A 25,510-nucleotide genomic window follows, 5' to 3' on the forward strand; every position below is an offset into this window, starting at 1 on the left:
TTACTCAGCTAGCGCACAGACTCAAGAAAAATCGAAGTAGAGAAGGTATGCAACAGCAAAAAAACAGTCTAAAAGACGAAAAACAAGCAATGAACCGTCGTAAACAGCCGAGAGAAACCGATCGACTGTTTAAATTTATGGTTGCGATTAATGTAATAGGTTGGTTTGTCTTCTTAGCCGCGCTATTAGTTTTTCATTATGCGAGGCCAGAATTTATCTCCGGTGTTCAAGCATTTTGGGGTGTAACAGGGCGTCAAGAGTGGTCTTCATCTTTAAGTCACTACCTTGTGGCGCTACTTATCGTTTGTGTGGTGATTAGTTTGTTGGTACTCATTATAAAGCGTCAGCGAAATAGGCGGGAAAACGACTACTACGGTATTAACGGTTACGTCCTCATGTTTGCGGCTGTCAGTAGTTTAGTTATTTTGTATTTTGAGTTTAACCCTTGATAGTAAAAGTCCTCTAAGGCTGGCAATGAAAAAATGAGCAAAACAATAGCGGCGGGTCTAAACGTTGTTGCTGACAGTGGTTTTAAGTGACGATAGAACAAAAACGATTGTTGCGGCTACAGGAAAACAGAGCATGTTAGAAAAACTACGTAAGTTAATTGAGCTGGGCGCGGGTGAATTTGAACATTTTGATGCGCAGCACCTCGCTACCCTTGATAGCACGCGCTGTTTGTTAAAAGCATGGGCGGCGAGTGATACCTTGCAACAGGCAGGTCTTTATCATTTAGTGTATGTTTTTACCAACCAACTGAGTGATGACGATAAGCGTGCACTAATCGAGCAAAGAAAGGCTGTTTCGGTTTTACTCGGGGCTGACATTGAGGCCATAATTTATTATTATCATGCTTGTGATTTTGGCTATTTACTCGAACACCCATTGAATACAGCGGCACTGTCGATATTTGACCGATTCATTGAGCAAAACATTATATTAGATGAGACTAAATTTAGGAATGTTTGTGAGTTGGCGGTGGCGATCGAAGTAGAACGTGTATTAGCAAAAAACCAAGAATATGGCAGCAACCCGATATTCTTACAGCAGATGTTAACTAAAATGCAGCCCTACTTAAGTAGAGCTGCAAAAAATAAACTCTTCCAAATATGTGATCTTCACATAGCCCAAACAAATCCTTAGTGACATATCACTGCTAGAATTACTTTGCTGCGCTTGTTACTTTGCGGTGTCGGTCACACTGGCTACATTTCTCCTGAAAGTATTTGGTCTTGACTTGTTTTGCTGCATAAAGGGTCGTCCCCAAAATATAAGTCAAGGAATACACCTCTACCAATGGTCAATTAAGGGTCAAGAAATTTTGACTTGTTTTTTGGATGCCTGCTATCTTAGAAGATACGTTTAATATTGTTATTTAAATTAGTATTTAATTTTATGGATAGGATCGATAGAGAAATATTACGAATTCTACAACAGGATTCGACTTTAGCCGTCAGTGAGATTGCCGATCGAGTAGGCCTAACTACAACCCCATGTTGGCGACGTATTCAAACCTTAGATCAACAAGGGGTGATCAAGCAACGTGTCGCCTTACTTGATGCCAATAAATTAAATTTAGGGTTAACGGTTTTTGTACAAGTTAAAGCAGCTAAACATGATTCGCAGTGGTTAAATAAATTTGCTCAACATGCGCAAGGTATTGAACAAATTGTTGAGTTTTATCGAATGAGTGGAGAATATGATTATCTGTTGAAGGTGATTGTTGCCGATATGCAAGCCTTTGATATATTTTATAAAAAACTGGTGGGAGGAATTGATTTGTCCGATGTGACCTCCAGTTTTGCAATGGAACAAATTAAATATACCACGGCAATTCCAGTATGAAGCTTGTTTGAGTAGAGTCATATTTCGTACGACTTTAATTGCCGTTTTGCAATCCAAATCTGGAAGTAGTGCTCATTATGAGTAATGTTGTGTTTAACCAGACTAACTTAGTTAATAAGCTAACGAGGAAAATGACATGTTAAAATTGACACCCAAAAGAATGTTGAATGTGCTCATTCTAGTGGGTTTATACTCATTAGTGTCAGCCTGTAGTCCCCCAAACAGTGATATTACAGCACAACAGGCCCCTCCTGTAGCAATGCATCAAGCAGCGGTTGCCATGCCCGACAGTTTTAGTGCCGATGCGGCAAAAGCCATACTTGAAAAAGGCGGGAATGCAGTAGATGCAGCTATCACTGCTCAGTTTGTCTTAGCCGTTACCCTGCCAGAAGCTGGTAATATTGGGGGCGGTGGTTTTATGTTAATTCACAAAGATGGCAAAAATGACTTCATCGATTATCGTGAAAAAGCACCATTAGCGGCGCACCGTGATATGTATTTAGATGAACAGGGTAACGTCGTGCCAGATCAATCAATTATTGGTATTTTGGCCTCTGGTGTACCGGGCACTGTTGCTGGTATGTGGCTGGCACACCAGAAATACGGTTCACTGCCATGGCAAGATTTAGTGCAACCTGCTGTTCTCTTGGCTGAGCAAGGTTTTGTTGTGCATCCTAAACTTGGCGGCTATATAGAGCGACATATTAAGCGACTTGCAGAGCGTGGCTTTGATGTTAATTTTAAAGATTATTTTGCCACTGCCGTTGCGGGAGAGGTATTCAAACAAGCTGAATTAGCTAAGACCTTGAGCCGCATTCGTGACCAGGGACGAGATGGTTTTTATTTAGGTGAAACTGCAAAACTAATAGCTGATTTTATGCGAAAGGAAAAAGGCCTCATTAGCGAACAAGACCTTGCGCAGTATGATGCTGTAGCGCGTGAGCCGCTTACTGCTCCATGGGGACCATATCAAATATTAACTTCGCCACCGCCAAGTTCAGGTGGGATTGCGATTATCCAATGGTTAGATATGTATGAGTTACTGGCTAACAAGTACACTAATTTAGAACAAAACTCAGCACCTTATATCCATCTTTTAGCTGAGATCGGTAAACGTGTTTTTGCTGATAGAGCGGAATATCTGGGTGATCCCGATTTTGTTACGGTGCCTGTTACAAGTTTAATTGCGCCTGCCTATATTGAAAAACGCAGCATAGGCATTAGCGCAGATGCTATTTCTGACACTGCCAGCATTAAACCAGGGTTAAAAGAAAGTGAAGAGACAACGCATTTTTCGATAATGGATAAATGGGGCAACGGTGTATCAAATACCACAACGATAAATTTAGGGTTTGGTAATTCAGTGGTAGTCGAAGGCGCTGGCTTTTTATTAAATGATGAAATGGATGACTTTAGTTCCAAACCTGGCGTTGCCAATGTGTTTGGTGCTGTGGGCGGCAGTGCCAATGAAATACAACCGCAAAAACGCATGCTGTCATCGATGACACCCACTATGGTGTTAAAAAATAATGAGCTGACCATGATTACCGGTTCTCCAGGTGGCACGACTATAATGAGCTCGGTCTATGAATCTATTCTCAATGCCTTTGAATTCAATATGTCAGCACAAGAAACTGTCGACAGTCCTCGTTTTCATCACCAGCTTTTACCTAAAGATCAGATTCGCTATCATCCAGGCTTAAAGCCGGAGGTATTAGAAGAATTAGGCAAAATGGGTTACATTTTAAACGAAAGTCGTTTTGGTGATTTACAATTAATTATCAAAAAAGATGGGAAAGTAGACGCTGCTTCAGAAGCAAGTGGTCGAGGTAAATCTATCGTTTTTTAATTGGCAATAAAAGACGTTCTAAGTTTCGCCAGCAATACACAGCCCGTTACTGTGAAACTGGGAAACGGTTCTCGATTAGAACGTTCGTAATACAGAATTAAAATTTGTTAATAAATACTGCCAATGTTGAATAGAGTCTTTAAATGCAGTCACACAGTGGGTTTCGTGAGCTATATTAATCAATGGGTAAATTTTTATTGGTAATATGCTGACATAACTAATTATACTTCTGTTGGGTTGTTTGTTGACCCAGTAAGGGCTAATTCGATTAGTTAAAATTATAAAAATAAACTTATGGTTGTATTAGTTATGTGTAGAAAGAAGATGAATATATTATCCAGCATAGCTTATGTTGGGTTGTTTATATTGTTAAGCCTGTTCCATGGAGCAAGCTTAGCAAATCAGTTTGATGATTTTATATCGAATTCTAGGGTAGCAACTTATGATTGTCCGAGCGATGACCTGATCCCCCAACTTGATACCTTTCTGACTGATCCTGCTATAAGTCCAATGCAATCAATTGAACTAGGTGTGCTCAAAGCGCACTGGTTAATTTGTGTAGGGCAATATCAGCCCGCTAAAAATTTACTCTTTAGTTTGTTGAACGAGCCAGCGATGAACAAACACTCATACAGTTATGCCAGTGCAATTTATCAGATAGGTTTTATTTTAGATGTGCAAGAAGAGCCACAGCGCTGCAATTACTTATCGCAGGCAGAAGAATTAGGGCGTGGAAAATATAAAGATATTTTTCTTAGTGCGCAGTTATCACAGATAACGGCTTGTGGCCAAAAGGAGCAAGATATAGGGCTAACACTCGGAACATTGTTTGCACTATTGGAGTCCTATGTCATGACCGACGAAAAACAAGAAGTAGCTCATATCCACAATAGTATCGGTCTGCTCTATGGGTCAATCGGACAGAATGTGCTGGCGGCTGAACAATACGAAAAATCTTATAAAATAGGTTTGGATGTATATGAGCAAAAAAATCAGCTTGCTACGTTAATAAGTGCGATAAGCGCTTATATTGGTGCTGGCGATTTTAAAAATAGTAAACGTATGATCGACGAGCTGGATAGAGCAAATAAAAAAGTTAATACGCCATTGAGTAATTCATGGCTGCACTTTGCGCAAAGTCGATATTTCTACATGACTAATGACTATGCTGCCATGCGTGAAAGTTTGGTGAAATGGCGGGCTTTTTTACCACTCGTTTCTGATAATCAACAGGACGCTTTATATGCATGGTATTCCACGGCAGTCTGTTTGCAAGAAGACGATAAACTGTGCGTAAAACAATTTATCGAAGAGCGAGCTATTGAGGATCAAAAAAACACCAGCCTTTTGTCTAACAATAAAGACTACTTACGGTTTTTGGTCGAAGCAAACTTATATTTAGGTAATTTATCTGCTTCAAAACAGTTTTTCGCTCGTTATGCTGACAAGTTAACTAAAAAGTTAAATCAGCAACAGTCGTCGGGTCAAGTATTGGGAGTGGCTCATTTGTATACTAAAATTAATGTATTGGAAGCTAATATTAGTAAAATTCAACGCCAACACATACAAACAATGGGGTTAATACTGCTCCTTTTGGCGGGTTTAGTGACGCTCATCTATTTTACAGTCGGGCGTAATTATTTACGTAAACTGGCCACAGATACTTTAACTGGATTACGCAATGAACAAGCCGTCATTAGTGAAATAAAACGGGTTAAGCCAGCGGCTTATGGAAAAGTGAATGCTGTCGCAGTATTTGATGTTACTAATTTTACCGAAGTAAATTCACAATTCGGTTACTTAACAGGCGATACCTTATTGAAAAAAGTAGCTGAGTGTTTATCTCAGGTAACCCGTGAACGTGATCTTCTAGGCAGATTGGGCGCTGGTCGGTTTATTGTTTGTTTAAAAAATATTGATGATGATACAGCTAGGGTCTTATTTGATCGTATTCAAAACGTTCTGACTGAGATGGTGTTAAATACCGGCAGCGGAGAAAAAGTTAATGTGCACTCTAGTATGAGTATGTATATTTCTGCCGAAGGTTTTCAAGATATTACGCAAGTTTTAGAGGATATGCGTATGTCAAATAATCGAAATAAAACAGCCACGGTAAGCTAGATAGCACTCAATTGAAATATGAAGTGAACATCTTATGTAATGGTGCAGTTCTGCGCTTGATTTGGAATTAATTTGGCTAAATTACTGCTTGAACTAAAATACTATGATGATGCTGGGCGAGTGAAACCAGCTGTCATTTTAATCTGCTGTGTCGTATTTTTATGTCGCAGTATACTGCTATTTGCTATCTCATTTACTTTGAGACAAGACAATGGTGACTTACTCGGCTTATTTTATCCTGAGAAACACTATCTCTATTTAGGCATGTTACTAGGCTTGCCAGCACTAATTGCTTATTTGCTTATAGTGTTTCGAGAAACTATGGTTAAACGCCATTTTTATTGGTTGTTCTATTGCATTAAACCGCTATTTTTAATCAGCTGTGTACTGGATATTGGTTTACATTATTATTTAGCTAAAGCACATTATTGGCAGTTTTCTTGGTCAATAGCCTTATCACTATTACTCGATTGTTTAATTTGTTTTTACTTACTCAAAGATCGTCATCTGAGTCTGCTAATCAGTGATTGGTCTAAACGCACTAGCCCCAACTAATAGGGCCAGTCAAATTTATCAAAACCACTTTCTATTGCATTTTATTTGCTACGGCTTGTTCAAAATAACTTTTGATACTGATGTCACTGTCATTAACTAAGCGTTGATAACAAATACCAGCGAAGGCAAAGGCATTGCCAGCATATTCGAGCACCACGTAAGGTGCATCGGGATCAGAGACATCATAATTCCAGTTACCACCTATCTTGCTGCGAAAAATTTCGCCAACGTAGGCTCCGTATATATTACACAATGTAAATATAGCATTCTCTTCTAAGGCCTCATTACGATAGCGAGCTAACCAGCCCAGTATCACCTCATCAATTAACTCCAAACTCTGATCAGTGCCATCTAACTCGATATTAAATTCTTGTTGAGTGGTAATAACTGCATTTTGCGCGCAATCAACCATTAATTCGGTCAGTTCTTCTTGGCTCATTTGCATAATAAATTTTCCTTCATTCTAGAGGTTCTGGTAATTGTGAGGGGCAATGGCGCAATGCCAGTATTTGCTGATATAACATTTCAGTCCCGGGCCCAATCTTGTCTGCAGTAGGTGCAATCAGGTAAAACGAAATAGACCTTAAGCTGCTGCCTTTTATCGCAAGTTTAACTAACTTACCCTGTTTTAATGCATCAGCGATGGTGTATTCAGGCAGCCAACAAAAGCCAATACCTTGCGCCATAATATCAAGTGCGGCATTAAAGTCACTTACTGTCCATCGTTGTTCTGATTTTAGCCAGCCTTGCTTTTCTATCGGTTGCTTGCCTGAGTCTCTGATAACAAGTTGTAGATGTTGTGCCAGCTCCCTTGGATCAATGGGTGGCGATAATTTAGCAAGTTCGTGGTCAGGATGGCATACAGCATAAAAGTATTGCTGGCATAAAGGTTCACCCAAATGTCCCCGCGGAATCGTTCCTGAGATAACCAAGTCAGCCCATTTCTCGGTAATGGCTTCTTCGGTACCAGTCAGTACGGTATTAATTATCTTTAGGCGACTCCCTCGGCTATTTTGCTGAAATGCCACTAGGGCAGGGTAAAGATAATTTCTGGGGAAAGCCAACTCAACCGCTAAGGTAATTTCTGGCTCCCAATTTTGATTTATGTTTTTGGCGAGCTCTTCTAATTCTTGAATATTTTGGGTAAGAAGCCGCGCGCGTCGCAACATGACTTCTCCCGCTTCGGTTAGTTGAGCTTTACGTCCAATAACCTCTAATAACTCTACACCCAGTTGGTCTTGTAGTTTTGATACAGCATGATTTAGCGAAGATTGACTTTTATTTAATACCGCCGCAGCATGAGCGTATCCGCCGTAATCAACTACAGCTTGTAATATACGCCATTGCTCAATCGTAGTTTTTGCCCGGTACATAGTCGTTTCTATTTATTCGAATGATAGCTTAGCTGCTATTGTGACCTGAACCGCTTAACAAAACCAGAGTGATCTGCTCTTCACTTGTGACGTAATAAGCGCAAACCTTTTCAAGTAGATGAATATGCAATTTCGTTTTTGGTTACCCCTTTCAGCTTTATGCGTTTTGGGCTTGTTCAGTGGTTTAATTGAATTTAATGTCATCCCGCCAGGACTTGAATTGCTAGAGAGGGTGAAATCTAGTTTTGATGATTATTTTTACTTTCTGATTGCATTTATTATTTTACTAGAATCAATTGTCTACATCGGATTTTACTTTCCTGGGCAGTTTTTTGCAGTAGTGTTAGTGGTAATGGCAAAGCCGCAATGGCAAGACATTGTTTATCTAACAATTGCGATGGTATTGGCTGCGACGCTCGGCTCAGCGATAAATTACACCATGGGGCGATGTTTTAGTGAACAACCGCAGCAAGCCTCTAAGTTGCGCATTAAGTCACTATTACTGGCGATGATTCATATCAATTCTTTAGCTTTTTTTATGTTTTATCAGGGCGCAAATAAACAAAAAGCCCGCGTCGTTCTGTTAGCTGCGGGTCTGAATCTTCCATACTATTTATTACTTATTTTTGCGACCAGCTTGTTAAGTGAGCAGGTTCTGATGTTAGCTGAAAACACTTGGTTGTTGGCTGGATTCGTCGCTATCTGGTTAGCCATCACAGTGTTTATGGACATTAGCCAATATCGTAAACTCAAACTTAAGCAAAACTAACCTGCTTAATTAACTATGTTGCGCTAATTGCTTGGTCTGGGCTTTGCTTATTAATTTATCGATAACTCGCGCCGCGGCGACAAATCCGAAGGTGGCTGTAACGGCAACAGAAGCGCCAAAGCCAGTATTGCAATCAAGTTTTACGCTGCCATCTTGCAGATTTTTTGTACTACAAACACTGCCATCATTTTGTGGATAACGCAGTTGCTCAGTTGAATAGACACATTCAATACCAAAGCGCCTTTTACTATTAATACTGAAGTTATGGAAACGACGCAAAAATGAACGCAGTTTAGCGGCAAGTGGATCTTGAATAGTTTTACTAAGATCAGTTACTGCGATTTGAGTGGGGTCGATTTGTCCACCTGCGCCACCAATAGTAATGATAGGAATTTTATTGCGTTTGCAATATACAATCATACTGGCTTTGGCCTTAATACTGTCAGTAGCATCCACCACATAATCAAAGCCCATGTTTAGCAACTCAGCGACATTTTCTGGAGTAACAAAATCCTCAATCGCGTTGACTACACAATCTGGGTTGATATCCAGTATGCGTTTTTTCATTTCGTCGACTTTTGCCATTCCAATGGTGGAATGCATGGCATGAATTTGACGATTGGTGTTGGTTACACAGATATCATCTAAATCAATTAGGGTAAGTTGGCCAACAGCTGAACGCGCTAAGCCCTCTGCTACCCAACAGCCCACACCGCCTATTCCCACTATACAAACATGTGACTGGGCTAAAATATTGGTCTGATTAACCCCATAGAGTCGTTGAGTGCCGCCAAACCTTTGCTTTGATTGATTCATACCGAGAAACATAAAGTGAATTATTTACGGATTATAACAGTGTTCTAAGTTGATTTTGACCATAAGTGTTTATTTTATTGTGAACAACCTTGCACCGATAGTTCGATTTAATTGAAGTAATACAGCGGAAATCTGCAATTTTCTTTGCTGAATAATCGTGGTTATATAAGACACTAATATTACAACTAAGGCATTAATATTGTTGGCTTAGTTAGGCAATGAAGTTAATTTTAATATGAGGTGATGGTAGATGGATAAAGTCAGTTCTATAAAACAAATTGTACGAGGTATGCCGACACAAGACGGCGCAGGCGTCACCTTAACACGCATAATTGGTCAACCTGCACTGCCAAGGCTGGACCCCTTTTTAATGTTGGATGAATTTGGTTCTGATAAACCGCAAGACTATCTAGCGGGGTTCCCACAACACCCTCATCGAGGATTTCAAACTGTAACCTATATGTTGGCCGGAAAGATGGAGCATAAAGACTCAGTAGGTAATACCGGATTAATTGAAGCTGGCGGAATCCAATGGATGAACGCAGGGCGCGGGATTATACATTCTGAAATGCCTAAACAAACAGAAGGTCTAATGCGCGGTTTTCAATTGTGGGTCAACTTGCCGGCGAGTGAAAAAATGTCTTTACCCAACTACCAAGATATCAAAGCCGCAGAAGTGCCTGTTGTTGATGCTATTGTTGGTGTTGAAGTCAAAGTATTAGTCGGTCAATTTCATGGTGTGTCCGGGCCAGTATCAGCGCAGGCGGTTAAGCCGCTATTTTTAGATTGTTGTTTTAAGCACACGCAATCACTGTCAATTCCATGTGATGAGCAACATAACTTTTTTATTTATTGCTATGAGGGCCAAATAAGCATCGGAGGTGAAAAGCTAATAAAAGGTCAACTTGCGGTGTTAAATCCAAGTTCAGCCATTGAACTAACAGGCAAGGCAGAAGCTTGTTGCATTGTGGTAGGTGGCTTACCTATTGGTGAACCGATCGTACAACATGGTCCTTTTGTTATGAATACCGAGGCTGAAATCCACAAGGCTTTTGATGATTTTCGCTCAGGATTGTTTGCCTAGGCCAAGATTAGGTTTTTTTTTGCCTAAAACGCGCATTAACATCAGTGATTTGTTGAATATTAAGGCTTCCTTTAATACCATTCGTTAAGCCTAATTTTGCTATTTTAGTAATGGCATCAATTTAACATCAAAAAGGAACGTTTAATGAAACCTGTTGTATTAGCTGGCGGGACTGGTAGTCGTTTATGGCCGAAGTCGCGCGCTGCATTACCCAAACAATTTTTAAGATTAACCTGTCAACTGACTATGTTGCAGGACACCATTAAACGCTTAGACGGAACGCAAATTGATGCCCCCATTGTTATTTGCAATGACGCTCATCGATTTTTAGTGGCGGAACAATTGCGCCAAGAGGATATCAAACATGGTGGTATTTTATTGGAGCCTGTTGGCCGTAATACTGCCCCTGCAATTGCATTAGCCGCTTTACATGCATCTTTAGGCGGAGAAGATCCAATCTTACTTGTGCTGGCAGCCGATCATTTAATTAGCAATAAAGCAGAATTTCATAAAGTCATTCAGCAAGCGGAAAAACTGGCTGAGCAAGGTAAATTAGTCACCTTCGGAATCGTGCCTGATAGCGCCCACATTGGTTATGGTTATATAAAACGCGGTAATGCGGCGTCTGCTCAGGAAGTGGGATACGACGTTGCCCAATTTGTTGAGAAACCCAATTTGGCAACGGCGCAGTCTTATGTTGATTCTGGTGAGTATTATTGGAACAGCGGCATGTTTATGTTTAAAGCAAGTCGCTATCTAGAAGAGCTAGCCAAATATGCGCCTGAGATGCTCGAAATATGTAAAAAAGCCATAGCAAGCGAATCGTCTGACTTGGAATTTGTGAGATTAGATGCTGATATTTTTTCTACCTGTCCAGACGATTCAATCGATTATGCGGTTATGGAAAAAACTGACTCAGCTTGTGTTGTACCCCTAGATGCAGGTTGGAGTGATGTAGGCAGTTGGTCATCATTATGGGAAACAGCCGAGCACAAAGATGCCAACAATAATGTTGTGATAGGCGACGCCATATTAGATGGTGTGCACAATAGTTATATCAACTCTGAACAACGCCTTATTTCAGTTGTTGGCTTAGATGATGTTGTGGTGGTCGAAACTAAAGATGCAGTTCTGGTTGCGCACAAAGATAAAGTGCAAGACATCAAAAACGTGGTAAATCAGTTAAAAGCTGAAAAACGTCCAGAGTTTGAATTTCATCGCGAAGTTTTCCGTCCTTGGGGCAGTTATGATTCCATCGACAATGGTACGCGCTTCCAAGTAAAGCGTATTACGGTTAAACCCGGTGAAAAATTATCGGTACAAATGCATCATCACCGAGCAGAGCATTGGATTGTAGTTGCAGGTACCGCAAAGGTGACTAATGGTGAGCAAACTTTATTACTTTCAGAAAATCAATCCACCTATATTCCTATCGGTGTTATTCACGCACTAGAAAATCCCGGCAAAATTCCATTGGAGTTGATTGAAGTTCAATCAGGAACCTACCTAGGCGAGGATGACATTGTGCGTTTTTCTGACCGTTATGGTCGTGTTGAAAGTAAATAGGAATTGTTCATATGCAATTAAACTGTTTTAAGGCCTACGATATTCGAGGCAAGTTAGTTGAGCAATTAGACGAATCTGCGGCCTATCGTATAGGGCGTGCTTTTGCTGAATACTTAAGTGCAAAAACGGTTGTGGTTGGAGGTGATGTGCGCCTTACCTCAGAACCGCTTAAATTGGCTCTTGCGGCTGGATTAGTTGATGGTGGTGCCAAGGTATTTGATTTAGGTATGACCGGTACAGAAGAAATTTATTTTGCCACCAAACATTTGGGTGTTGATGGTGGTATTGAAGTGACCGCTAGCCATAACCCTATTGATTACAACGGTATGAAGTTAGTCAAGACTGATTCGAAACCCATAAGTGGTGATACTGGTTTATTTGCGATTAAAGATATGGCAGAAAATTATGCACAGTCGCTGGTGGATGAGAGGCTGCTGTCATATTCAAACGGTAAGGTCAGTGATGCAGATTTTATTGCAGGTAAAGCATCAGTAATAACTGATAAGTTACTAGCCACCGATAGCTATCAAGTTATATCGGTTGAAAATGACTATGTAGAGCACATGTTGTCTTATATTAAATTAGACAATATTCGACCTTTGAAACTAGTAGTCAATGCGGGTAATGGCGCTGCGGGTAAAGCCTTGGATGCGATTGAAAAAGCTCTACTAACACAACACGTGCCTATCGAATTTATTAAAATACACCATCAACCTGATGGCAGTTTTCCAAACGGCATTCCGAATCCTTTATTGCCGGAAAGTCGAGCAGATACCGCCGACGCTGTTATCGCACATAATGCCGACATGGGTATCGCCTGGGATGGCGATTTTGATCGCTGTTTCTTGTTTGATGAGAATGGTGACTTTGTTGAAGGTTATTACATTGTTGGTTTATTGGCCAAAGCATTTTTAGATAAAGATCCCGGTTCAAAAATTATTTTTGATCCTCGGGTTTATTGGAATACCGAAGATATAGTTAAGTCAGCAGGTGGTGTACCCATAATGAGCAAGACAGGGCACGCATTTATCAAAGAACGTATGCGTGCGGATGATGCTGTCTATGGTGGTGAAATGAGTGCTCATCATTATTTTAGAGATTTTGCTTATTGTGATTCTGGCATGATCCCTTGGTTACTAGTGGCTGAGCTTATTTGTACCTCCAAAAAAACTTTGTCTAATTTGGTCAAAGAACGCATTGTAGCTTTCCCCTCATCGGGTGAAATTAATCGCACCTTGACTGATCCTGATGCAGCTATTAAGGCCGTGTTGGCCAAGTATGAAGCTGAGGCAACCTTGATCGATTATACCGACGGAATAGGCGTTGAATTTGAGAACTGGCGTTTTAATTTACGTAAATCAAATACCGAACCCGTTATTCGTTTAAATGTGGAGTCAAGGGCAGATATCCCTTTGATGGAAGCGAAAACACAAGAGTTACTCACGCTACTGCAATAAGTAAAATAACGACTCTCTTGGTCTAGCTTGAGAGTCGTTGCACTTCCCGATAATTAACTATTACCTCAGCAAAACAGCCACGACAGCATGCATTAAAACGGTAACGATAGTTAAATTAATGCGCAATATTCTGTATTGTTTATCCACATTAAGAATGCGCAAGTCATAAATCAACATAAAAATAAAACTGCCAGCTAAGAGGCTGAGTGAAACTGCGCCACTTGGATAAAATAAGCTTAACCAAGCAATCAAAGATGGCAGCATAGCAATGCTCATTTGAGATTTGCTGGATGTTCGCGACAAAGCATCATGCCAATGTATACCGCCAAAAAAAGCGAGGATCACAGCACTATATTGAATAAAAAGTGTTAGTGAGTTATGCGGGCTAATTATTTCTAAATAATTGAAGCAAGGTAATGCTACAAAAGGAATTAATCCGCTGTAGCCTAAAAGTTTTGCATAAGAGTTTAAGTTCATTAAGCTTAGCCCTAGCGTTAGTCACAAAAAAAACGCGATTTCAGCTTAACTGAAACCGCGTTTGATATCATAGACGTTAGTCTAACTATTTTTCAATTTTGTTATACGGGCGTAAAGTGTGGCCGGTATATAACTGACGAGGGCGACCAATTTTTTGTCCTGGTTGGCTTAACATTTCATGCCAATGTGAAACCCAACCTACGGTTCTTGCCAAAGCAAAAATACAAGTAAACATATTGGTAGGAATACCAATTGCTTTAAGTATTATGCCAGAATAAAAATCAACGTTGGGGAAAAGCTTTTTCTCAGCAAAATAGGGATCACTAAGCGCTATTCTTTCAAGTTCCATTGCCACATTTAACAAGGGATCATCGATATTTAATTCGGCCAGCACTTCATGGCAGCTTTCACGCATCACGGTAGCGCGAGGGTCAAAGTTTTTATAAACTCTGTGACCAAAGCCCATCAAACGGAAGGGATCGTCTTTATCCTTTGCACGTGCAATGAATTCAGGAATACGGTCTACCGTGCCAATTTCTTGCAACATATTTAAGCAGGCTTCATTTGCTCCACCGTGAGCGGGGCCCCATAAAGATGCGACACCTGCAGCAATAACGGCATAAGGGTTAGCACCTGATGAGCCGGCTAAGCGAACAGTTGAAGTGGAGGCATTTTGCTCATGATCAGCGTGCAGAATAAATATTCTATCGACGGCACGGGCCACTGCTGGACTGATTTTGTACTCTTCAGCCGGCACTGAAAACATCATGTTCAAGAAATTTTCGGCGTGATTCAGATTGTTTTTAGGATAAACAAAAGGTTGACCAATATTGTATTTGTAACACATCGCCACCAGTGTTGGCATTTTGGCGATTAAACGATAAGCACTGCGTAAACGCTGATCTGCATCGTGAATGTTTAAATCGTCATGATAAAATGATGCCATTGCACCTACTGTGCCACACAACATTGCCATTGGGTGTGCATCGCGTCTAAAACCACGGAAAAAATTGTTAACTTGGTCATGGACTAGGGTGTGGCGGGTAATGGTATTTTTAAAATCGAGATACTCTTCTTTGGTCGGTGTTTTGTCATGTAACAACATGTAACACACTTCAATATAATCTGCGTCTCTGGCCAGATCTTCGATTGAATACCCGCGGTGTAGTAATACGCCTTTAGCTCCATCGATAAACGTGATGGATGACTCGCAAGAGCCTGTAGCCATAAATCCGGGGTCGTAAGTGAAATAACCGTTGCTGCCTAGGCTACGAATGTCGATGACATCGTGTCCTGCTGTGCCAGACAAAATAGGTAATTCAATTTCTTTGTCACCGGCTTTTAAAATGGCTTTATTGTCTGCCATACATTGCTCTCCTCAGACTGGTTACTTTTTGATAAAACAGCAAATGATCATGCTTAATTGGGGAAAATCGCCGCTATTTGTACTGATAATGTGTTGTTATGTCAATTTTAATGCACAGTTAAACGTAGATTTATTCAATTAAGTTTAATATTTATTAAAACCATTTTTAATTCTCTACCTTATAAAGCATTAATAATGAACAACAATTGTAATTAGCTAATTCGCTGGATATACTTTGCCATCTTGTTTGATTGATAGCAAAGGCATTAATTTATTAATGTTTTGTTTACATTTGAGCAACATTTTTAAGGATGAGAATATTGTTTTTAACACGCCGTGGTGCGCAATACGCCGCAGCATTAATGATAAAACACCCTACAGGTAAAAGAGCATAAACGTGAAAAAACAAAGACCAGTTAATCTACAACTTAATACCATTAGTTTTCCTCCTGCCGCTATAACGTCAATTCTTCATCGCATTACGGGCGTTGCCTTGTTTTTTGCCTTGATGTTTGTGATCTGGGCGTGGGCCGTTTCAGTATCTTCATCAGATGGTTTTGCGATGGTTCAGCAACAACTTAACGGTTGGCTGGGCAAATTCGTCGCTATCGGAACCATCTCAGCACTGAGTTACCATATTCTTGGTGGAATTAGACATTTCATAATGGACACCGGTGCTTGGGAAGAACTTGAGTCAGGCAATAATAGCGCTAAAGCCATTATTGGTCTTTGGATCTTATTAACGATTGTTGTAGGAGTTGTATTATGGTAACTAGCCAAGCTAGTTTGAAACGTGATGGTGTGCAGGATTATGTCACCATAAGAGCGACGGCCATCATCATGACGGCTTTTTCACTGTTCATGTTGTGGTACTTTGTTGCCACGCCTCAGATTACCTTTGAGAGCTGGCAAGGGCTATTTTCTCATATTGGTATGAAGGTGTTTACTTTCGCGACATTAGTTTCAATTATGTTGCACGTCAGAATAGGCTTGTGGCAAGTCCTTACCGATTATGTCAAAGCTCCTGTTTTGCGAGCAGTAGTTCAATTCGTACTTAATTTAATTGCCTTCGTTTATGTTGCGGTAGGTCTTTTCGTATTGTGGGGAGTTTAAATGAGTATTACAGTTCATGAATATGATGCAGTCGTGGTTGGCGCTGGTGGTGCAGGCATGCGTGCCGCATTACAAATATCTCAATCCGGTAAATCTTGTGCCTTATTATCGAAAGTTTTTCCTACTCGTTCACACACCGTCTCTGCACAAGGCGGTATTACTGTTGCGTTAGGCAATGCCCATGAAGATAATTGGGAATGGCATATGTACGACACAGTCAAAGGCTCTGATTATATCGGTGACCAAGATGCTATCGAGTACATGTGTAAAACAGGCCCAGAAGCCATTATTGAAATGGAAAATATGGGTTTGCCTTTTTCTCGATTTGAAAATGGTAAAATCTACCAACGTCCTTTTGGTGGTCAGTCTAGAAACTTCGGCGGTGAGCAAGGTGCTCGAACAGCAGCTGCGGCCGACAGAACAGGGCATGCTTTATTACATTTGCTCTATCAGCAAAATGTCAAAAATAAGACCAAAGTATTCAGCGAATGGTATGCTTTAGATTTAGTCAAAAACCAAGATGGTGATGTGGTCGGATGTACCGCTATAGACATTGAATCCGGTGAAGTAGTTTATTTTAAGTCAAAAGCCGTAGTTTTAGCGACAGGTGGCGCAGGGCGTATTTATGCTTCAACCACTAACGCACACATCAATACTGGTGACGGCGTTGGTATGGCATTGCGTGCTGGTGTGCCGATGCAAGATATGGAAATGTGGCAGTTCCACCCAACAGGTATTGCAGGTGCTGGTACTCTGGTAACTGAAGGTTGCCGCGGTGAAGGCGGATACTTATTAAATAAAGACGGTGAGCGTTTTATGGAGCGTTATGCACCCAATGCTAAAGACTTAGCTGGGCGTGACGTTGTTGCTCGTTCTATGATGACAGAGATTCGTGAAGGGCGTGGTTGTGATGGCCCTTGGGGTCCTCACCTTAAATTAAAACTTGATCATTTAGGTAAAGATGTACTGGAATCGCGTTTGCCCGGTATTCTAGAATTATCTCGTACTTTTGCCCACGTAGACCCTATAAAAGAGCCTATTCCGGTTATCCCTACCTGTCACTATATGATGGGTGGTATTCCGACTAACGTTGACGGCCAGGCTTTGAATATAGATTTACAGGGTAAAGCCACGCCAATCAAAGGTTTATTTGCTTGTGGTGAAATTGCATGTGTATCCGTACATGGTGCAAATCGCTTAGGCGGAAACTCATTATTAGACTTGGTGGTATTCGGTCGTGCAACAGGCATGCATTTAGGCAAAGCTATCGATGGTATCGAAGCGCGAGATGCATCATCTGACGATGTAGATGCTGCATTAACTCGTTTTAATCGTTGGGAAAATTCTCCTAAAGGTCAAGGCGAAGACCCAGTACAAATCAAGAAAGATTTACAACAGTGTATGCAACTCAACTTCTCAGTATTCCGTGAAGGCGAAGCAATGGCACAAGGCTTGAAAGAACTAGGCGAAATCCGTGAGCGTTTACAATCGGCTCGTTTAGACGATAAAAGTAATGATTTTAACACTATGCGTATTGAATGCTTAGAGTTAGATAACTTGATGGAAACAGCTTATAGTACTGCAGTTGCCGCTAATTTCCGTACAGAAAGTCGTGGCGCTCATAGTCGTTTTGACTTTCCAGACCGTGATGATGAAAATTGGTTGTGTCACTCAGTTTACTTACCTGAAAACGACACAATGCTGAAGCGAGAGGTGAATATGACACCTAAACTTCGCGAAGCCTTTCCACCTAAAGCCAGAACGTATTAATAGGAGTAGCGAAGATGCAATTACATTTTTCAATTTACCGTTACAATCCTGATGTTGATAATGCTCCACGCATGCAAGACTATCAGTTAGAGGTCGAAGAAGGCCAAGATATGATGGTGCTAGATGCTCTTATTTTATTAAAAGAGCGTGACCCTACTTTGTCATTCCGTCGTTCTTGTCGTGAGGGTGTATGTGGCTCTGACGGTGTTAATATGAATGGTAAAAACGGCCTAGCGTGCATTACGCCATTGTCGGCACTTAAGGGTAATAAGTTTGTTGTTCGCCCTTTGCCTGGTTTGCCGGTGGTACGTGATTTGGTTGTGGATATGAGTCAATTTTATACTCAGTATGAAAAAATCAAACCCTTTCTAATCAATGAAGATAACCAGCCGCCTGCTCGTGAATTTTTGCAGTCGCCAGAAGAACGTGCAAAATTAGACGGATTGTACGAATGTATTTTATGTGCTTGTTGTTCATCATCATGCCCATCATTTTGGTGGAACCCTGATAAATTTATCGGTCCAGCCGGTTTATTGCACGCTTACCGTTTTCTAGCGGATAGCCGTGATACAGCAACTGAGCAACGTTTAAGTGGTTTAGATGATGCTTTTAGCGTTTTCCGTTGCCATGGCATCATGAACTGTGTCAGTGTTTGTCCTAAAGGGTTAAACCCCACTAAGGCGATTGGTCACATTAAATCGATGTTACTAAAACGCGCAGTATAAATGTTGTTGCCATTCTCACGAGAATGGCAACTATTGTGCTTTTAAGTTGAATCAAGAATGTTTGGGTTTAGCCCACTAAAGTAACGTGTGCCTATGCACATATAATTGTAAGTCTTATCAAATCAAGGGACGACAATGCAACAAAGCGTGATGAAAGCATGGTGGGAGTCTTCTCACATGGCTGGTGGCAACGCTGCTTATGTAGAAGAAATGTATGAAGCGTATTTAGATAACGCTCAAAGTGTCTCTGAACAATGGCGTGCGGTTTTCGATAAACTACCGAAAGTTGAAGGCGTTTCGGTCGAATCTAAACACAGTGTTATACGAGATCAGTTTCGCTCATTAGCCGCTTTAGGACCTGCAGCTCGAGCCGGGGTATCTGTTACTCCTTCGAGCAATACTAGTGATGAAAAACAAGTCAAAGTATTACAGTTAATTAATGCCTTTAGGTTTCGAGGGCATCAGCATGCCAATCTTGATCCCTTACAACTTTGGAAACAACCCAGAGTTCGTGATTTAGAATTGTCTTTTCATAATTTGTCTGAACAAGATTTTGACACAGCATACAACGTAGGTTCGTATGCCATTGGTCAAGAAACCCTACCATTAGGTGAACTATTTCAATCGTTGAACCGCACCTATTGTGGTTCGATCGGTACAGAATATATGCATATTACTGATACTGAACAAAAACGATGGTTGCAAAATCGTATTGAGTCAGTGCAGGCAAAACCGGAAGTAGCACGTGAAGAGAAAATTGCCATTCTCAAAGGGCTTGTTGCGGCCGATGGTATGGAAAAATATTTAGGTGCTAAATTTCCTGGCGCAAAACGTTTCTCATTGGAAGGTGGTGATTCGTTGGTGCCAATGCTCAAAGGGCTGATTTCTCACGCAGGTAGCTGCGGCACTAAAGAAGTGGTTATCGGCATGGCCCACCGTGGCCGTTTGAACGTCTTGGTTAATGTACTGGGTAAAAATCCGTCGGTGTTATTTGATGAGTTCGCCGGTAAGCATGATAATTCGTTGGGCGCGGGTGATGTTAAATATCACGCCGGATACTCTTCTGATTTTGCTACCAAAGGCGGTAATGTCCATCTAGCATTAGCCTTTAACCCATCGCATTTAGAAATTGTTAATCCCGTTGTTATTGGCTCGGTGCGTGCTCGTTTAGACCGCCGTAAATGCACCGATGGTTCGCTTGTTTTACCCATTACAATTCATGGTGACTCTGCTATCGCTGGGCAAGGGGTAGTACAAGAAACCTTTAACATGTCGCAGACCCGTGGCTTTATGGTCGGTGGTACTGTTCGCATTGTTATTAACAATCAAGTTGGGTTTACTACCTCTAAGATTGAAGATACACGTTCAACACAATATTGTACCGATATCGCCAAAATGGTGCAGGCACCTATCTTTCACGTGAATGCTGATGATCCAGAAGCGGTATTATTTGTTACCAAACTGGCCTTGGATTATCGCAATCAATTTAAACGTGATGTAGTAATCGACCTAGTATGTTATCGCCGCCATGGACATAACGAAGCTGATGAGCCTAATGCAACTCAGCCTCTGATGTATCAAAAAATTAAGAAACATCCTGTCGCTCGTGAGTTATATGCTGAGCAATTGGTTGCAGAGGGCACCATTGAAGCTCATGAAATCGAGAAGCTTATCGGTGATTACCGCGCAGCCCTCGATCATGGTGCTTGTGTATTAGATGAATGGCGTCCCATGACAGAGCACTCTGTTGATTGGAGCCCGTATCTCGGTCATGACTGGGATGTCAGTTATGATTGCGAAATCAGTGTTGAGAAACTCAAAGAGTTAGGGGCTAAGTTGTGTACTTTCCCTGATAGTCATCAATTACAGTCTCGAGTGGCAAAGCTCTATCAAGACCGTGTTGCCATGGTCGCTGAAGAAAGACCCTTAGATTGGGGCATGGCCGAAAACTTAGCCTATGCTTCTATCGTTGAAACGGGTAGTAAAATACGTATGACCGGCCAAGATTCCGGGCGAGGCACGTTTTTCCACAGACACGCCGTTTTGCACAGTCAAGTCGATGGTGCAGCGTATATGCCCCTGCAACACATTAGTCCTGAGCAAGGTAAAATGGAAATCTATGACTCCGTTTTATCTGAAGCGGCGGTGGTTGCATTTGAATTTGGTTATGCTACTGCTGAACCGGGTTGTTTGACGATTTGGGAAGCTCAGTTTGGTGATTTTGCTAACGGTGCGCAAGTGGTTATCGACCAGTTTTTAAGTTCAGGTGAAGCTAAATGGGGGCGTTTGTGTGGTTTAACATTGCTCTTACCTCATGGATATGAGGGCCAAGGCCCAGAGCATAGTTCTGCGCGCTTAGAGCGTTTCTTGCAGCTTTGTGCTGATCACAATTGGCAAGTATGTGTTCCGTCTACACCAGCTCAGGTTTTTAATATGTTGCGTCGTCAAATATTGAGACCAACACGTAAACCTTTGATCGTTATGTCTCCTAAGTCGCTACTGCGTCATCCTCTTGCCGTTTCTTCTCTAGAAGAATTGTCTACCGGGATATTTCATAATGTGATTGGCGAAGTTGATGAATTAGTCGCCGCTAAGGTGAAACGAGTTGTATTGTGTTCTGGTAAAGTTTATTACGATCTGCTTGAGCAGCGACGTAAGAATGAACAAGATGATGTTGCTATTATTCGAATTGAACAATTATATCCATTCCCGCATGCTGAATTGGCGCAAGCCATTAGTGACTATCAACATGTGACAGATTGGGTTTGGTGTCAGGAAGAGCCACAAAACCAAGGTGCTTGGTATTGCAGCCAACATCACTTTTGGGCCTCAATTCCAGATGGTGCTAAACTAACTTACGCAGGCCGACTTGCTTCAGCATCTCCAGCAGTGGGTTATATTTCGGTTCACAATCAACAGCAAGCTGATTTGATTGCTGATGCATTAACAATTAAATAAGGAACCAGTATGACTATAGATATTAAAGTACCGGTATTGCCAGAATCAGTGGCTGATGCATCAATTGCTACTTGGCATGTTGAGGTTGGTGAAAAAGTCAGCCGCGATCAAAGCATTGTGGATATTGAAACGGATAAAGTCGTACTTGAAGTGGTGGCACCAGCAGATGGCGTTATCAGTGAAATACTTCAAGCCGAAGGTGAAACTGTTCTAGGTGAACAAGTTATTGCTAAATTTGAACCAGGTGCCAGTGCAGCGAAAAAGAGTAGCTCACCAGCACCTACCGCAAAAGAAACCTCAAATAAAAAAGGTGAAGCAGTGGAAATTAAGGTACCTGTGCTGCCCGAATCAGTGGCAGATGCAACGATAGCGACTTGGCATGTTAAGCCTGGCGAAGCTATTTCTCGTGACCAAAACTTGGTAGATATAGAAACCGATAAAGTTGTACTAGAAGTGGTTGCTCCTGCTGATGGTATGCTCAGTGAGATACTATTTGAAGAAGGTGCTACTGTTGCTGGTGAGCAAGTTATTGCTATGTTTACTGCCGGTGCTGTACCTGCAGCAGGTGCTCCGGCTGCAGCCGAAACAGCCCCAGCTGCGACCGAAACTGAAGATAATGACGCTTTGAGCCCATCAGTAAGAAGATTGCTGGCTGAAAAAGGCTTGGACGCAGCGAAGATTAAAGGTACTGGTAAGAGCGGTCGTGTTACTAAAGAAGATGTTGAGAAATTCTTACAAGCTCCTGCAGCACCCGCTAAAGCAGCAGCGACGAGTGCGTCAGCGACCCCGGCTCTAAACTTGGGTAGCCGTACTGAAAAACGTGTCCCGATGACACGTTTACGCAAGACTATTGCAACACGTTTATTGGAAGCTAAAAACAGTACAGCGATGTTAACTACGTTTAACGAAGTTAACATGAAACCAATCATGGATTTACGTAAACAGTATCAAGACAGTTTTGAAAAACGTCATGGTATTCGTTTAGGTTTCATGTCTTTTTATGTAAAAGCGGTAACTGAAGCCTTAAAACGTTTTCCTGAAGTCAATGCGTCAATTGATGGTGATGATATTTGTTACCATAACTATTTTGATATTTCCATCGCGGTGTCAACACCCCGTGGATTGGTCACGCCGATATTACGTGATTGTGATGCACTGGGTATGGCGGGAATTGAAGCAGGTATTCGCGATTTGGCTCTCAAAGGGCGTGATGGCAAATTGACGTTAGATGACATGCAGGGCGGTAACTTCACTATTACTAATGGAGGGGTTTTCGGTTCGTTGATGTCGACTCCTATCATTAATCTACCTCAGAGTGCTATTTTGGGTATGCATAAAATCCAAGATAGGCCGATGGCAGTAAATGGCAAAGTTGAAATATTGCCTATGATGTATTTAGCACTTTCTTATGATCATAGAATCATTGACGGTAAAGAGTCAGTTGGTTTCTTGGTGACGATTAAGGAAATGCTGGAAGATCCTACACGCCTATTATTGGATGTGTAACGTAAACGAGGTAGGCACTGGTATTTTCTGCCTACCGACTTGCCGTTTTTTTTAGTAAAAACGGCTTCTAAACAAGCTGCATTAGTGCGGCTTTTTCTCAATTAAAACGGATAGATACACCATGAATTTGCATGAATATCAAGGCAAGCAGCTATTCAAAGAGTATGGTTTGCCAGTTTCTGAAGGGTTTGCTGTAGATACTCCTGAAGCAGCCGCTGAAGCCGCGGACAAAATCGGCGGAACCGAGTGGGTTGTTAAATGTCAGGTACATGCCGGTGGCCGAGGTAAGGCTGGCGGTGTTAAGTTGGTTAAATCCAAAGACGAAATCAAAGCATTTGCTCAAAAATGGTTAGGTCAAAATCTTGTTACTTTCCAAACTGACGAAAAAGGTCAGCCGGTAACTAAGATCCTAGTTGAATCATGCACTGATATCGCTGATGAGCTTTATTTAGGTGCAGTGGTTGACCGTACTTCACGTCGAATCGTGTTTATGGCTTCTACCGAGGGCGGTGTTGAGATTGAAACTGTTGCTCATGAGACACCAGAAAAAATATTGAAAGCTGAAATCGATCCAATCGTTGGTGCTCAGCCTTACCAAGCACGCGAAATGGCATTTAAATTGGGCCTTCAAGGTGTTCAAATCAAACAATTCACTCAAATATTCTTAGGTTTAGCCAAGATGTTTGTTGATTTAGATATTGCCTTGATTGAAATTAATCCACTGGTTATCAAAGCTGATGGCGACATTCATTGTTTGGATGCCAAAGTTGCGATTGATGGTAATGCAGCTTATCGCCAACCACGTATCCGTGAAATGCACGATCCATCACAAGATGATGCGCGTGAAGCAGAAGCGGCGAAATGGGAACTTAATTATGTTGCCTTAGACGGTAACGTTGGTTGTATGGTTAATGGTGCCGGTCTTGCGATGGGTACTATGGATATTGTTAACCTTCATGGTGGCAAACCAGCAAACTTCCTAGATGTAGGCGGCGGTGCAACTAAACAACGTGTTGCTGAAGCATTCAAAATCATCTTATCTGACAGCAATGTTAAAGCGGTTTTAGTTAATATTTTCGGTGGCATTGTGCGTTGTGACATGATTGCAGAAGGTATCATCGGTGCAGTGAAAGAAGTCGGTGTAAACGTGCCTGTTGTTGTGCGTCTTGAAGGTACTAATGCTGAACTAGGTCGTGAAGTACTAGCTAAGTCTGGTCTTGATATTATCGCTGCAAGCAGTCTGACTGATGCGGCTCAGCAAGTTGTTAAAGCCGCGGAGGGCAAATAATGTCTGTATTAATTAATAAAGACACCAAAGTTATCTGTCAGGGTTTTACCGGTGGTCAGGGAACTTTTCACTCTGAGCAAGCAATTGCTTATGGTACAAAAATGGTCGGTGGCGTTACCCCTGGTAAAGGCGGTACAACTCACCTAGGTTTACCTGTTTTTAATACAGTGCGTGAAGCCGTGCAAGCAACTGGCGCAACAGCGTCTGTTATCTATGTACCTGCCGCATTCTGTAAAGACTCTATCGTAGAAGCTGCTGATTCTGGAATTGAATTAATCATCTGTATCACCGAAGGTATTCCTACTATCGATATGCTGTTTGTGAAAGAATATTTGAACGTTAAAGGCGTTCGAATGATCGGTCCAAACTGCCCAGGCGTGATTACTCCTGGTGAATGTAAGATTGGTATCATGCCTGGCCATATCCATAAACCAGGTAAAGTAGGTATTGTCTCTCGTTCAGGTACTTTGACTTATGAAGCGGTAAAACAAACCACTGATGAAGGTTTTGGCCAATCTACTTGTGTCGGTATTGGTGGTGATCCTATTCCAGGTTCTAACTTCATCGATATCTTAAAATTGTTCCAAGACGATCCACAAACTGAAGCCATCGTTATGATCGGTGAAATTGGTGGTTCTGCTGAAGAAGAAGCCGCTGCTTATATCAAAGCAAATGTAACTAAGCCTGTTGTTTCTTATATTGCTGGTGTTACTGCACCTGCTGGTAAGCGCATGGGCCATGCTGGCGCTATTATTTCTGGCGGTCAGGGTACTGCTGATGAGAAATTCAAAGCATTAGAAGACGCAGGTGTTAAAACTGTGCGTTCTTTAGCTGATATAGGTAAAGGTTTGCGCGAAATTACCGGTTGGTAA

The 25,510-nt window shown here is 41.5% G+C and carries 23 protein-coding genes; 18 read left to right on the forward strand and 5 right to left on the reverse strand.

Annotation, left to right across the window (positions count from 1 at the left end; all coding sequences use genetic code 11):
• Positions 1-47 precede the first annotated feature (47 nt).
• From ABKW31_RS04485 to ABKW31_RS04510, 6 genes are all read left to right on the forward strand, one after another.
• The gene (locus ABKW31_RS04485) at positions 48-449 is read left to right on the forward strand and encodes a hypothetical protein (protein WP_348615002.1); all 402 of its coding nucleotides are present in this window, start codon (positions 48-50) and stop codon (positions 447-449) included.
• A gap of 133 nt (positions 450-582) precedes the next feature.
• Positions 583-1,143 (forward strand): DUF6817 domain-containing protein, encoded by a 561-nt coding sequence (locus ABKW31_RS04490; protein WP_348615003.1) that lies wholly within the window; start codon positions 583-585, stop codon positions 1,141-1,143.
• Between the two features lie 252 nt (positions 1,144-1,395).
• Complete coding sequence (locus tag ABKW31_RS04495; RefSeq protein ID WP_348615004.1) at positions 1,396-1,845, forward strand: Lrp/AsnC family transcriptional regulator; 450 nt, start codon at positions 1,396-1,398, stop codon at positions 1,843-1,845.
• A gap of 160 nt (positions 1,846-2,005) precedes the next feature.
• Positions 2,006-3,694, forward strand: coding sequence for a gamma-glutamyltransferase (gene ggt, locus ABKW31_RS04500; protein WP_348615200.1), 1,689 nt, complete (start codon positions 2,006-2,008; stop codon positions 3,692-3,694).
• A 324-nt stretch (positions 3,695-4,018) separates the two neighbouring features.
• On the forward strand, positions 4,019-5,815 hold the full coding sequence (locus ABKW31_RS04505; protein WP_348615006.1) for a GGDEF domain-containing protein: 1,797 nt from the start codon (positions 4,019-4,021) through the stop codon (positions 5,813-5,815).
• A gap of 72 nt (positions 5,816-5,887) precedes the next feature.
• Positions 5,888-6,370, forward strand: a complete 483-nt coding sequence (locus ABKW31_RS04510) for a DUF2919 family protein (RefSeq protein WP_348615007.1) — start codon at positions 5,888-5,890, stop codon at positions 6,368-6,370.
• Between the two features lie 31 nt (positions 6,371-6,401).
• Here ABKW31_RS04510 and ABKW31_RS04515 read toward each other — a convergent pair whose 3' ends face one another.
• Both ABKW31_RS04515 and ABKW31_RS04520 read right to left on the reverse strand, forming a co-directional pair.
• The gene (locus tag ABKW31_RS04515; RefSeq protein ID WP_348615008.1) at positions 6,402-6,815 is read right to left on the reverse strand and encodes a hypothetical protein; all 414 of its coding nucleotides are present in this window, start codon (positions 6,813-6,815) and stop codon (positions 6,402-6,404) included.
• 13 nt (positions 6,816-6,828) lie between these two features.
• Positions 6,829-7,743: a LysR family transcriptional regulator gene (locus ABKW31_RS04520; protein WP_348615009.1), complete on the reverse strand. Its 915-nt coding sequence runs from the start codon at positions 7,741-7,743 to the stop codon at positions 6,829-6,831.
• 124 nt (positions 7,744-7,867) lie between these two features.
• Between ABKW31_RS04520 and ABKW31_RS04525 the strand changes: the two genes are divergently transcribed.
• On the forward strand, positions 7,868-8,512 hold the full coding sequence (locus tag ABKW31_RS04525) for a hypothetical protein (RefSeq protein WP_348615010.1): 645 nt from the start codon (positions 7,868-7,870) through the stop codon (positions 8,510-8,512).
• A 9-nt stretch (positions 8,513-8,521) separates the two neighbouring features.
• Here the strand turns inward: ABKW31_RS04525 and tcdA are convergent, their stop codons facing one another.
• A complete protein-coding gene (tcdA, locus tag ABKW31_RS04530; RefSeq protein WP_348615011.1) occupies positions 8,522-9,328 on the reverse strand; it encodes a tRNA cyclic N6-threonylcarbamoyladenosine(37) synthase TcdA in 807 nt (268 codons plus the stop codon).
• Positions 9,329-9,578: 250 nt separating this feature from the next.
• Between tcdA and ABKW31_RS04535 the strand changes: the two genes are divergently transcribed.
• From ABKW31_RS04535 to ABKW31_RS04545, 3 genes are all read left to right on the forward strand, one after another.
• Positions 9,579-10,412, forward strand: coding sequence for a pirin family protein (locus tag ABKW31_RS04535; RefSeq protein ID WP_348615012.1), 834 nt, complete (start codon positions 9,579-9,581; stop codon positions 10,410-10,412).
• Positions 10,413-10,556: 144 nt separating this feature from the next.
• On the forward strand, positions 10,557-11,978 hold the full coding sequence (locus tag ABKW31_RS04540) for a mannose-1-phosphate guanylyltransferase/mannose-6-phosphate isomerase (RefSeq protein WP_348615013.1): 1,422 nt from the start codon (positions 10,557-10,559) through the stop codon (positions 11,976-11,978).
• 11 nt (positions 11,979-11,989) lie between these two features.
• A complete protein-coding gene (locus ABKW31_RS04545) occupies positions 11,990-13,435 on the forward strand; it encodes a phosphomannomutase CpsG (protein WP_348615014.1) in 1,446 nt (481 codons plus the stop codon).
• A 60-nt stretch (positions 13,436-13,495) separates the two neighbouring features.
• On the opposite strand, the gene ABKW31_RS04550 is transcribed toward ABKW31_RS04545, so the two are convergent.
• Entirely contained in the window at positions 13,496-13,912 is a 417-nt protein-coding gene (locus tag ABKW31_RS04550) for a DUF3429 domain-containing protein (protein WP_348615015.1), read from the reverse strand.
• 85 nt (positions 13,913-13,997) lie between these two features.
• A complete protein-coding gene (gene gltA / locus ABKW31_RS04555) occupies positions 13,998-15,278 on the reverse strand; it encodes a citrate synthase (protein WP_348615016.1) in 1,281 nt (426 codons plus the stop codon).
• Positions 15,279-15,675: 397 nt separating this feature from the next.
• Here gltA and sdhC point away from each other — a divergent pair, with 397 nt between their 5' ends.
• The 8 genes from sdhC to sucD all read left to right on the forward strand — a co-directional run bounded on the left by sdhC (position 15,676) and on the right by sucD (position 25,510).
• Positions 15,676-16,050: a succinate dehydrogenase, cytochrome b556 subunit gene (gene sdhC, locus ABKW31_RS04560; RefSeq protein ID WP_348615017.1), complete on the forward strand. Its 375-nt coding sequence runs from the start codon at positions 15,676-15,678 to the stop codon at positions 16,048-16,050.
• The gene (gene sdhD / locus ABKW31_RS04565) at positions 16,044-16,391 is read left to right on the forward strand and encodes a succinate dehydrogenase, hydrophobic membrane anchor protein (RefSeq protein WP_348615018.1); all 348 of its coding nucleotides are present in this window, start codon (positions 16,044-16,046) and stop codon (positions 16,389-16,391) included. The genes sdhC and sdhD overlap by 7 nt, the downstream gene beginning before the upstream one ends.
• Entirely contained in the window at positions 16,392-18,161 is a 1,770-nt protein-coding gene (gene sdhA / locus ABKW31_RS04570) for a succinate dehydrogenase flavoprotein subunit (RefSeq protein WP_348615020.1), read from the forward strand.
• A 14-nt stretch (positions 18,162-18,175) separates the two neighbouring features.
• Positions 18,176-18,886, forward strand: coding sequence for a succinate dehydrogenase iron-sulfur subunit (locus ABKW31_RS04575; protein ID WP_348615022.1), 711 nt, complete (start codon positions 18,176-18,178; stop codon positions 18,884-18,886).
• A gap of 135 nt (positions 18,887-19,021) precedes the next feature.
• Positions 19,022-21,844, forward strand: a complete 2,823-nt coding sequence (locus ABKW31_RS04580) for a 2-oxoglutarate dehydrogenase E1 component (RefSeq protein ID WP_348615024.1) — start codon at positions 19,022-19,024, stop codon at positions 21,842-21,844.
• A 9-nt stretch (positions 21,845-21,853) separates the two neighbouring features.
• Positions 21,854-23,350: a 2-oxoglutarate dehydrogenase complex dihydrolipoyllysine-residue succinyltransferase gene (gene odhB / locus ABKW31_RS04585; RefSeq protein ID WP_348615026.1), complete on the forward strand. Its 1,497-nt coding sequence runs from the start codon at positions 21,854-21,856 to the stop codon at positions 23,348-23,350.
• Between the two features lie 121 nt (positions 23,351-23,471).
• Positions 23,472-24,638 (forward strand): ADP-forming succinate--CoA ligase subunit beta, encoded by a 1,167-nt coding sequence (gene sucC / locus ABKW31_RS04590; protein WP_348615028.1) that lies wholly within the window; start codon positions 23,472-23,474, stop codon positions 24,636-24,638.
• Positions 24,638-25,510, forward strand: coding sequence for a succinate--CoA ligase subunit alpha (gene sucD / locus ABKW31_RS04595; RefSeq protein ID WP_348615030.1), 873 nt, complete (start codon positions 24,638-24,640; stop codon positions 25,508-25,510). Before sucC ends, sucD begins: the two co-directional genes overlap by 1 nt.

Origin of the sequence: Paraglaciecola sp. 25GB23A, from assembly GCF_040012495.1 — a bacterium.
GTDB lineage: Bacteria > Pseudomonadota > Gammaproteobacteria > Enterobacterales > Alteromonadaceae > Paraglaciecola.

What these genes read in the sequence shown, in the direction of transcription:
- ABKW31_RS04485 (WP_348615002.1), top strand. Translation starts at nt 48, where the DNA reads ATGCAACAGCAAAAAAACAGTCTAAAAGACGAAAAACAAGCAATGAAC.
- ABKW31_RS04490 (WP_348615003.1), top strand. Translation starts at nt 583, where the DNA reads ATGTTAGAAAAACTACGTAAGTTAATTGAGCTGGGCGCGGGTGAATTT.
- ABKW31_RS04495 (WP_348615004.1), top strand. Translation starts at nt 1,396, where the DNA reads ATGGATAGGATCGATAGAGAAATATTACGAATTCTACAACAGGATTCG.
- ggt (WP_348615200.1), top strand. Translation starts at nt 2,006, where the DNA reads ATGTTGAATGTGCTCATTCTAGTGGGTTTATACTCATTAGTGTCAGCC.
- ABKW31_RS04505 (WP_348615006.1), top strand. Translation starts at nt 4,019, where the DNA reads ATGAATATATTATCCAGCATAGCTTATGTTGGGTTGTTTATATTGTTA.
- ABKW31_RS04515 (WP_348615008.1), bottom strand. Translation starts at nt 6,815, where the DNA reads ATGCAAATGAGCCAAGAAGAACTGACCGAATTAATGGTTGATTGCGCG.
- ABKW31_RS04520 (WP_348615009.1), bottom strand. Translation starts at nt 7,743, where the DNA reads ATGTACCGGGCAAAAACTACGATTGAGCAATGGCGTATATTACAAGCT.
- ABKW31_RS04525 (WP_348615010.1), top strand. Translation starts at nt 7,868, where the DNA reads ATGCAATTTCGTTTTTGGTTACCCCTTTCAGCTTTATGCGTTTTGGGC.
- tcdA (WP_348615011.1), bottom strand. Translation starts at nt 9,328, where the DNA reads ATGAATCAATCAAAGCAAAGGTTTGGCGGCACTCAACGACTCTATGGG.
- ABKW31_RS04535 (WP_348615012.1), top strand. Translation starts at nt 9,579, where the DNA reads ATGGATAAAGTCAGTTCTATAAAACAAATTGTACGAGGTATGCCGACA.
- ABKW31_RS04540 (WP_348615013.1), top strand. Translation starts at nt 10,557, where the DNA reads ATGAAACCTGTTGTATTAGCTGGCGGGACTGGTAGTCGTTTATGGCCG.
- ABKW31_RS04545 (WP_348615014.1), top strand. Translation starts at nt 11,990, where the DNA reads ATGCAATTAAACTGTTTTAAGGCCTACGATATTCGAGGCAAGTTAGTT.
- ABKW31_RS04550 (WP_348615015.1), bottom strand. Translation starts at nt 13,912, where the DNA reads ATGAACTTAAACTCTTATGCAAAACTTTTAGGCTACAGCGGATTAATT.
- gltA (WP_348615016.1), bottom strand. Translation starts at nt 15,278, where the DNA reads ATGGCAGACAATAAAGCCATTTTAAAAGCCGGTGACAAAGAAATTGAA.
- sdhD (WP_348615018.1), top strand. Translation starts at nt 16,044, where the DNA reads ATGGTAACTAGCCAAGCTAGTTTGAAACGTGATGGTGTGCAGGATTAT.
- sdhA (WP_348615020.1), top strand. Translation starts at nt 16,392, where the DNA reads ATGAGTATTACAGTTCATGAATATGATGCAGTCGTGGTTGGCGCTGGT.
- ABKW31_RS04575 (WP_348615022.1), top strand. Translation starts at nt 18,176, where the DNA reads ATGCAATTACATTTTTCAATTTACCGTTACAATCCTGATGTTGATAAT.
- ABKW31_RS04580 (WP_348615024.1), top strand. Translation starts at nt 19,022, where the DNA reads ATGCAACAAAGCGTGATGAAAGCATGGTGGGAGTCTTCTCACATGGCT.
- odhB (WP_348615026.1), top strand. Translation starts at nt 21,854, where the DNA reads ATGACTATAGATATTAAAGTACCGGTATTGCCAGAATCAGTGGCTGAT.
- sucC (WP_348615028.1), top strand. Translation starts at nt 23,472, where the DNA reads ATGAATTTGCATGAATATCAAGGCAAGCAGCTATTCAAAGAGTATGGT.
- sucD (WP_348615030.1), top strand. Translation starts at nt 24,638, where the DNA reads ATGTCTGTATTAATTAATAAAGACACCAAAGTTATCTGTCAGGGTTTT.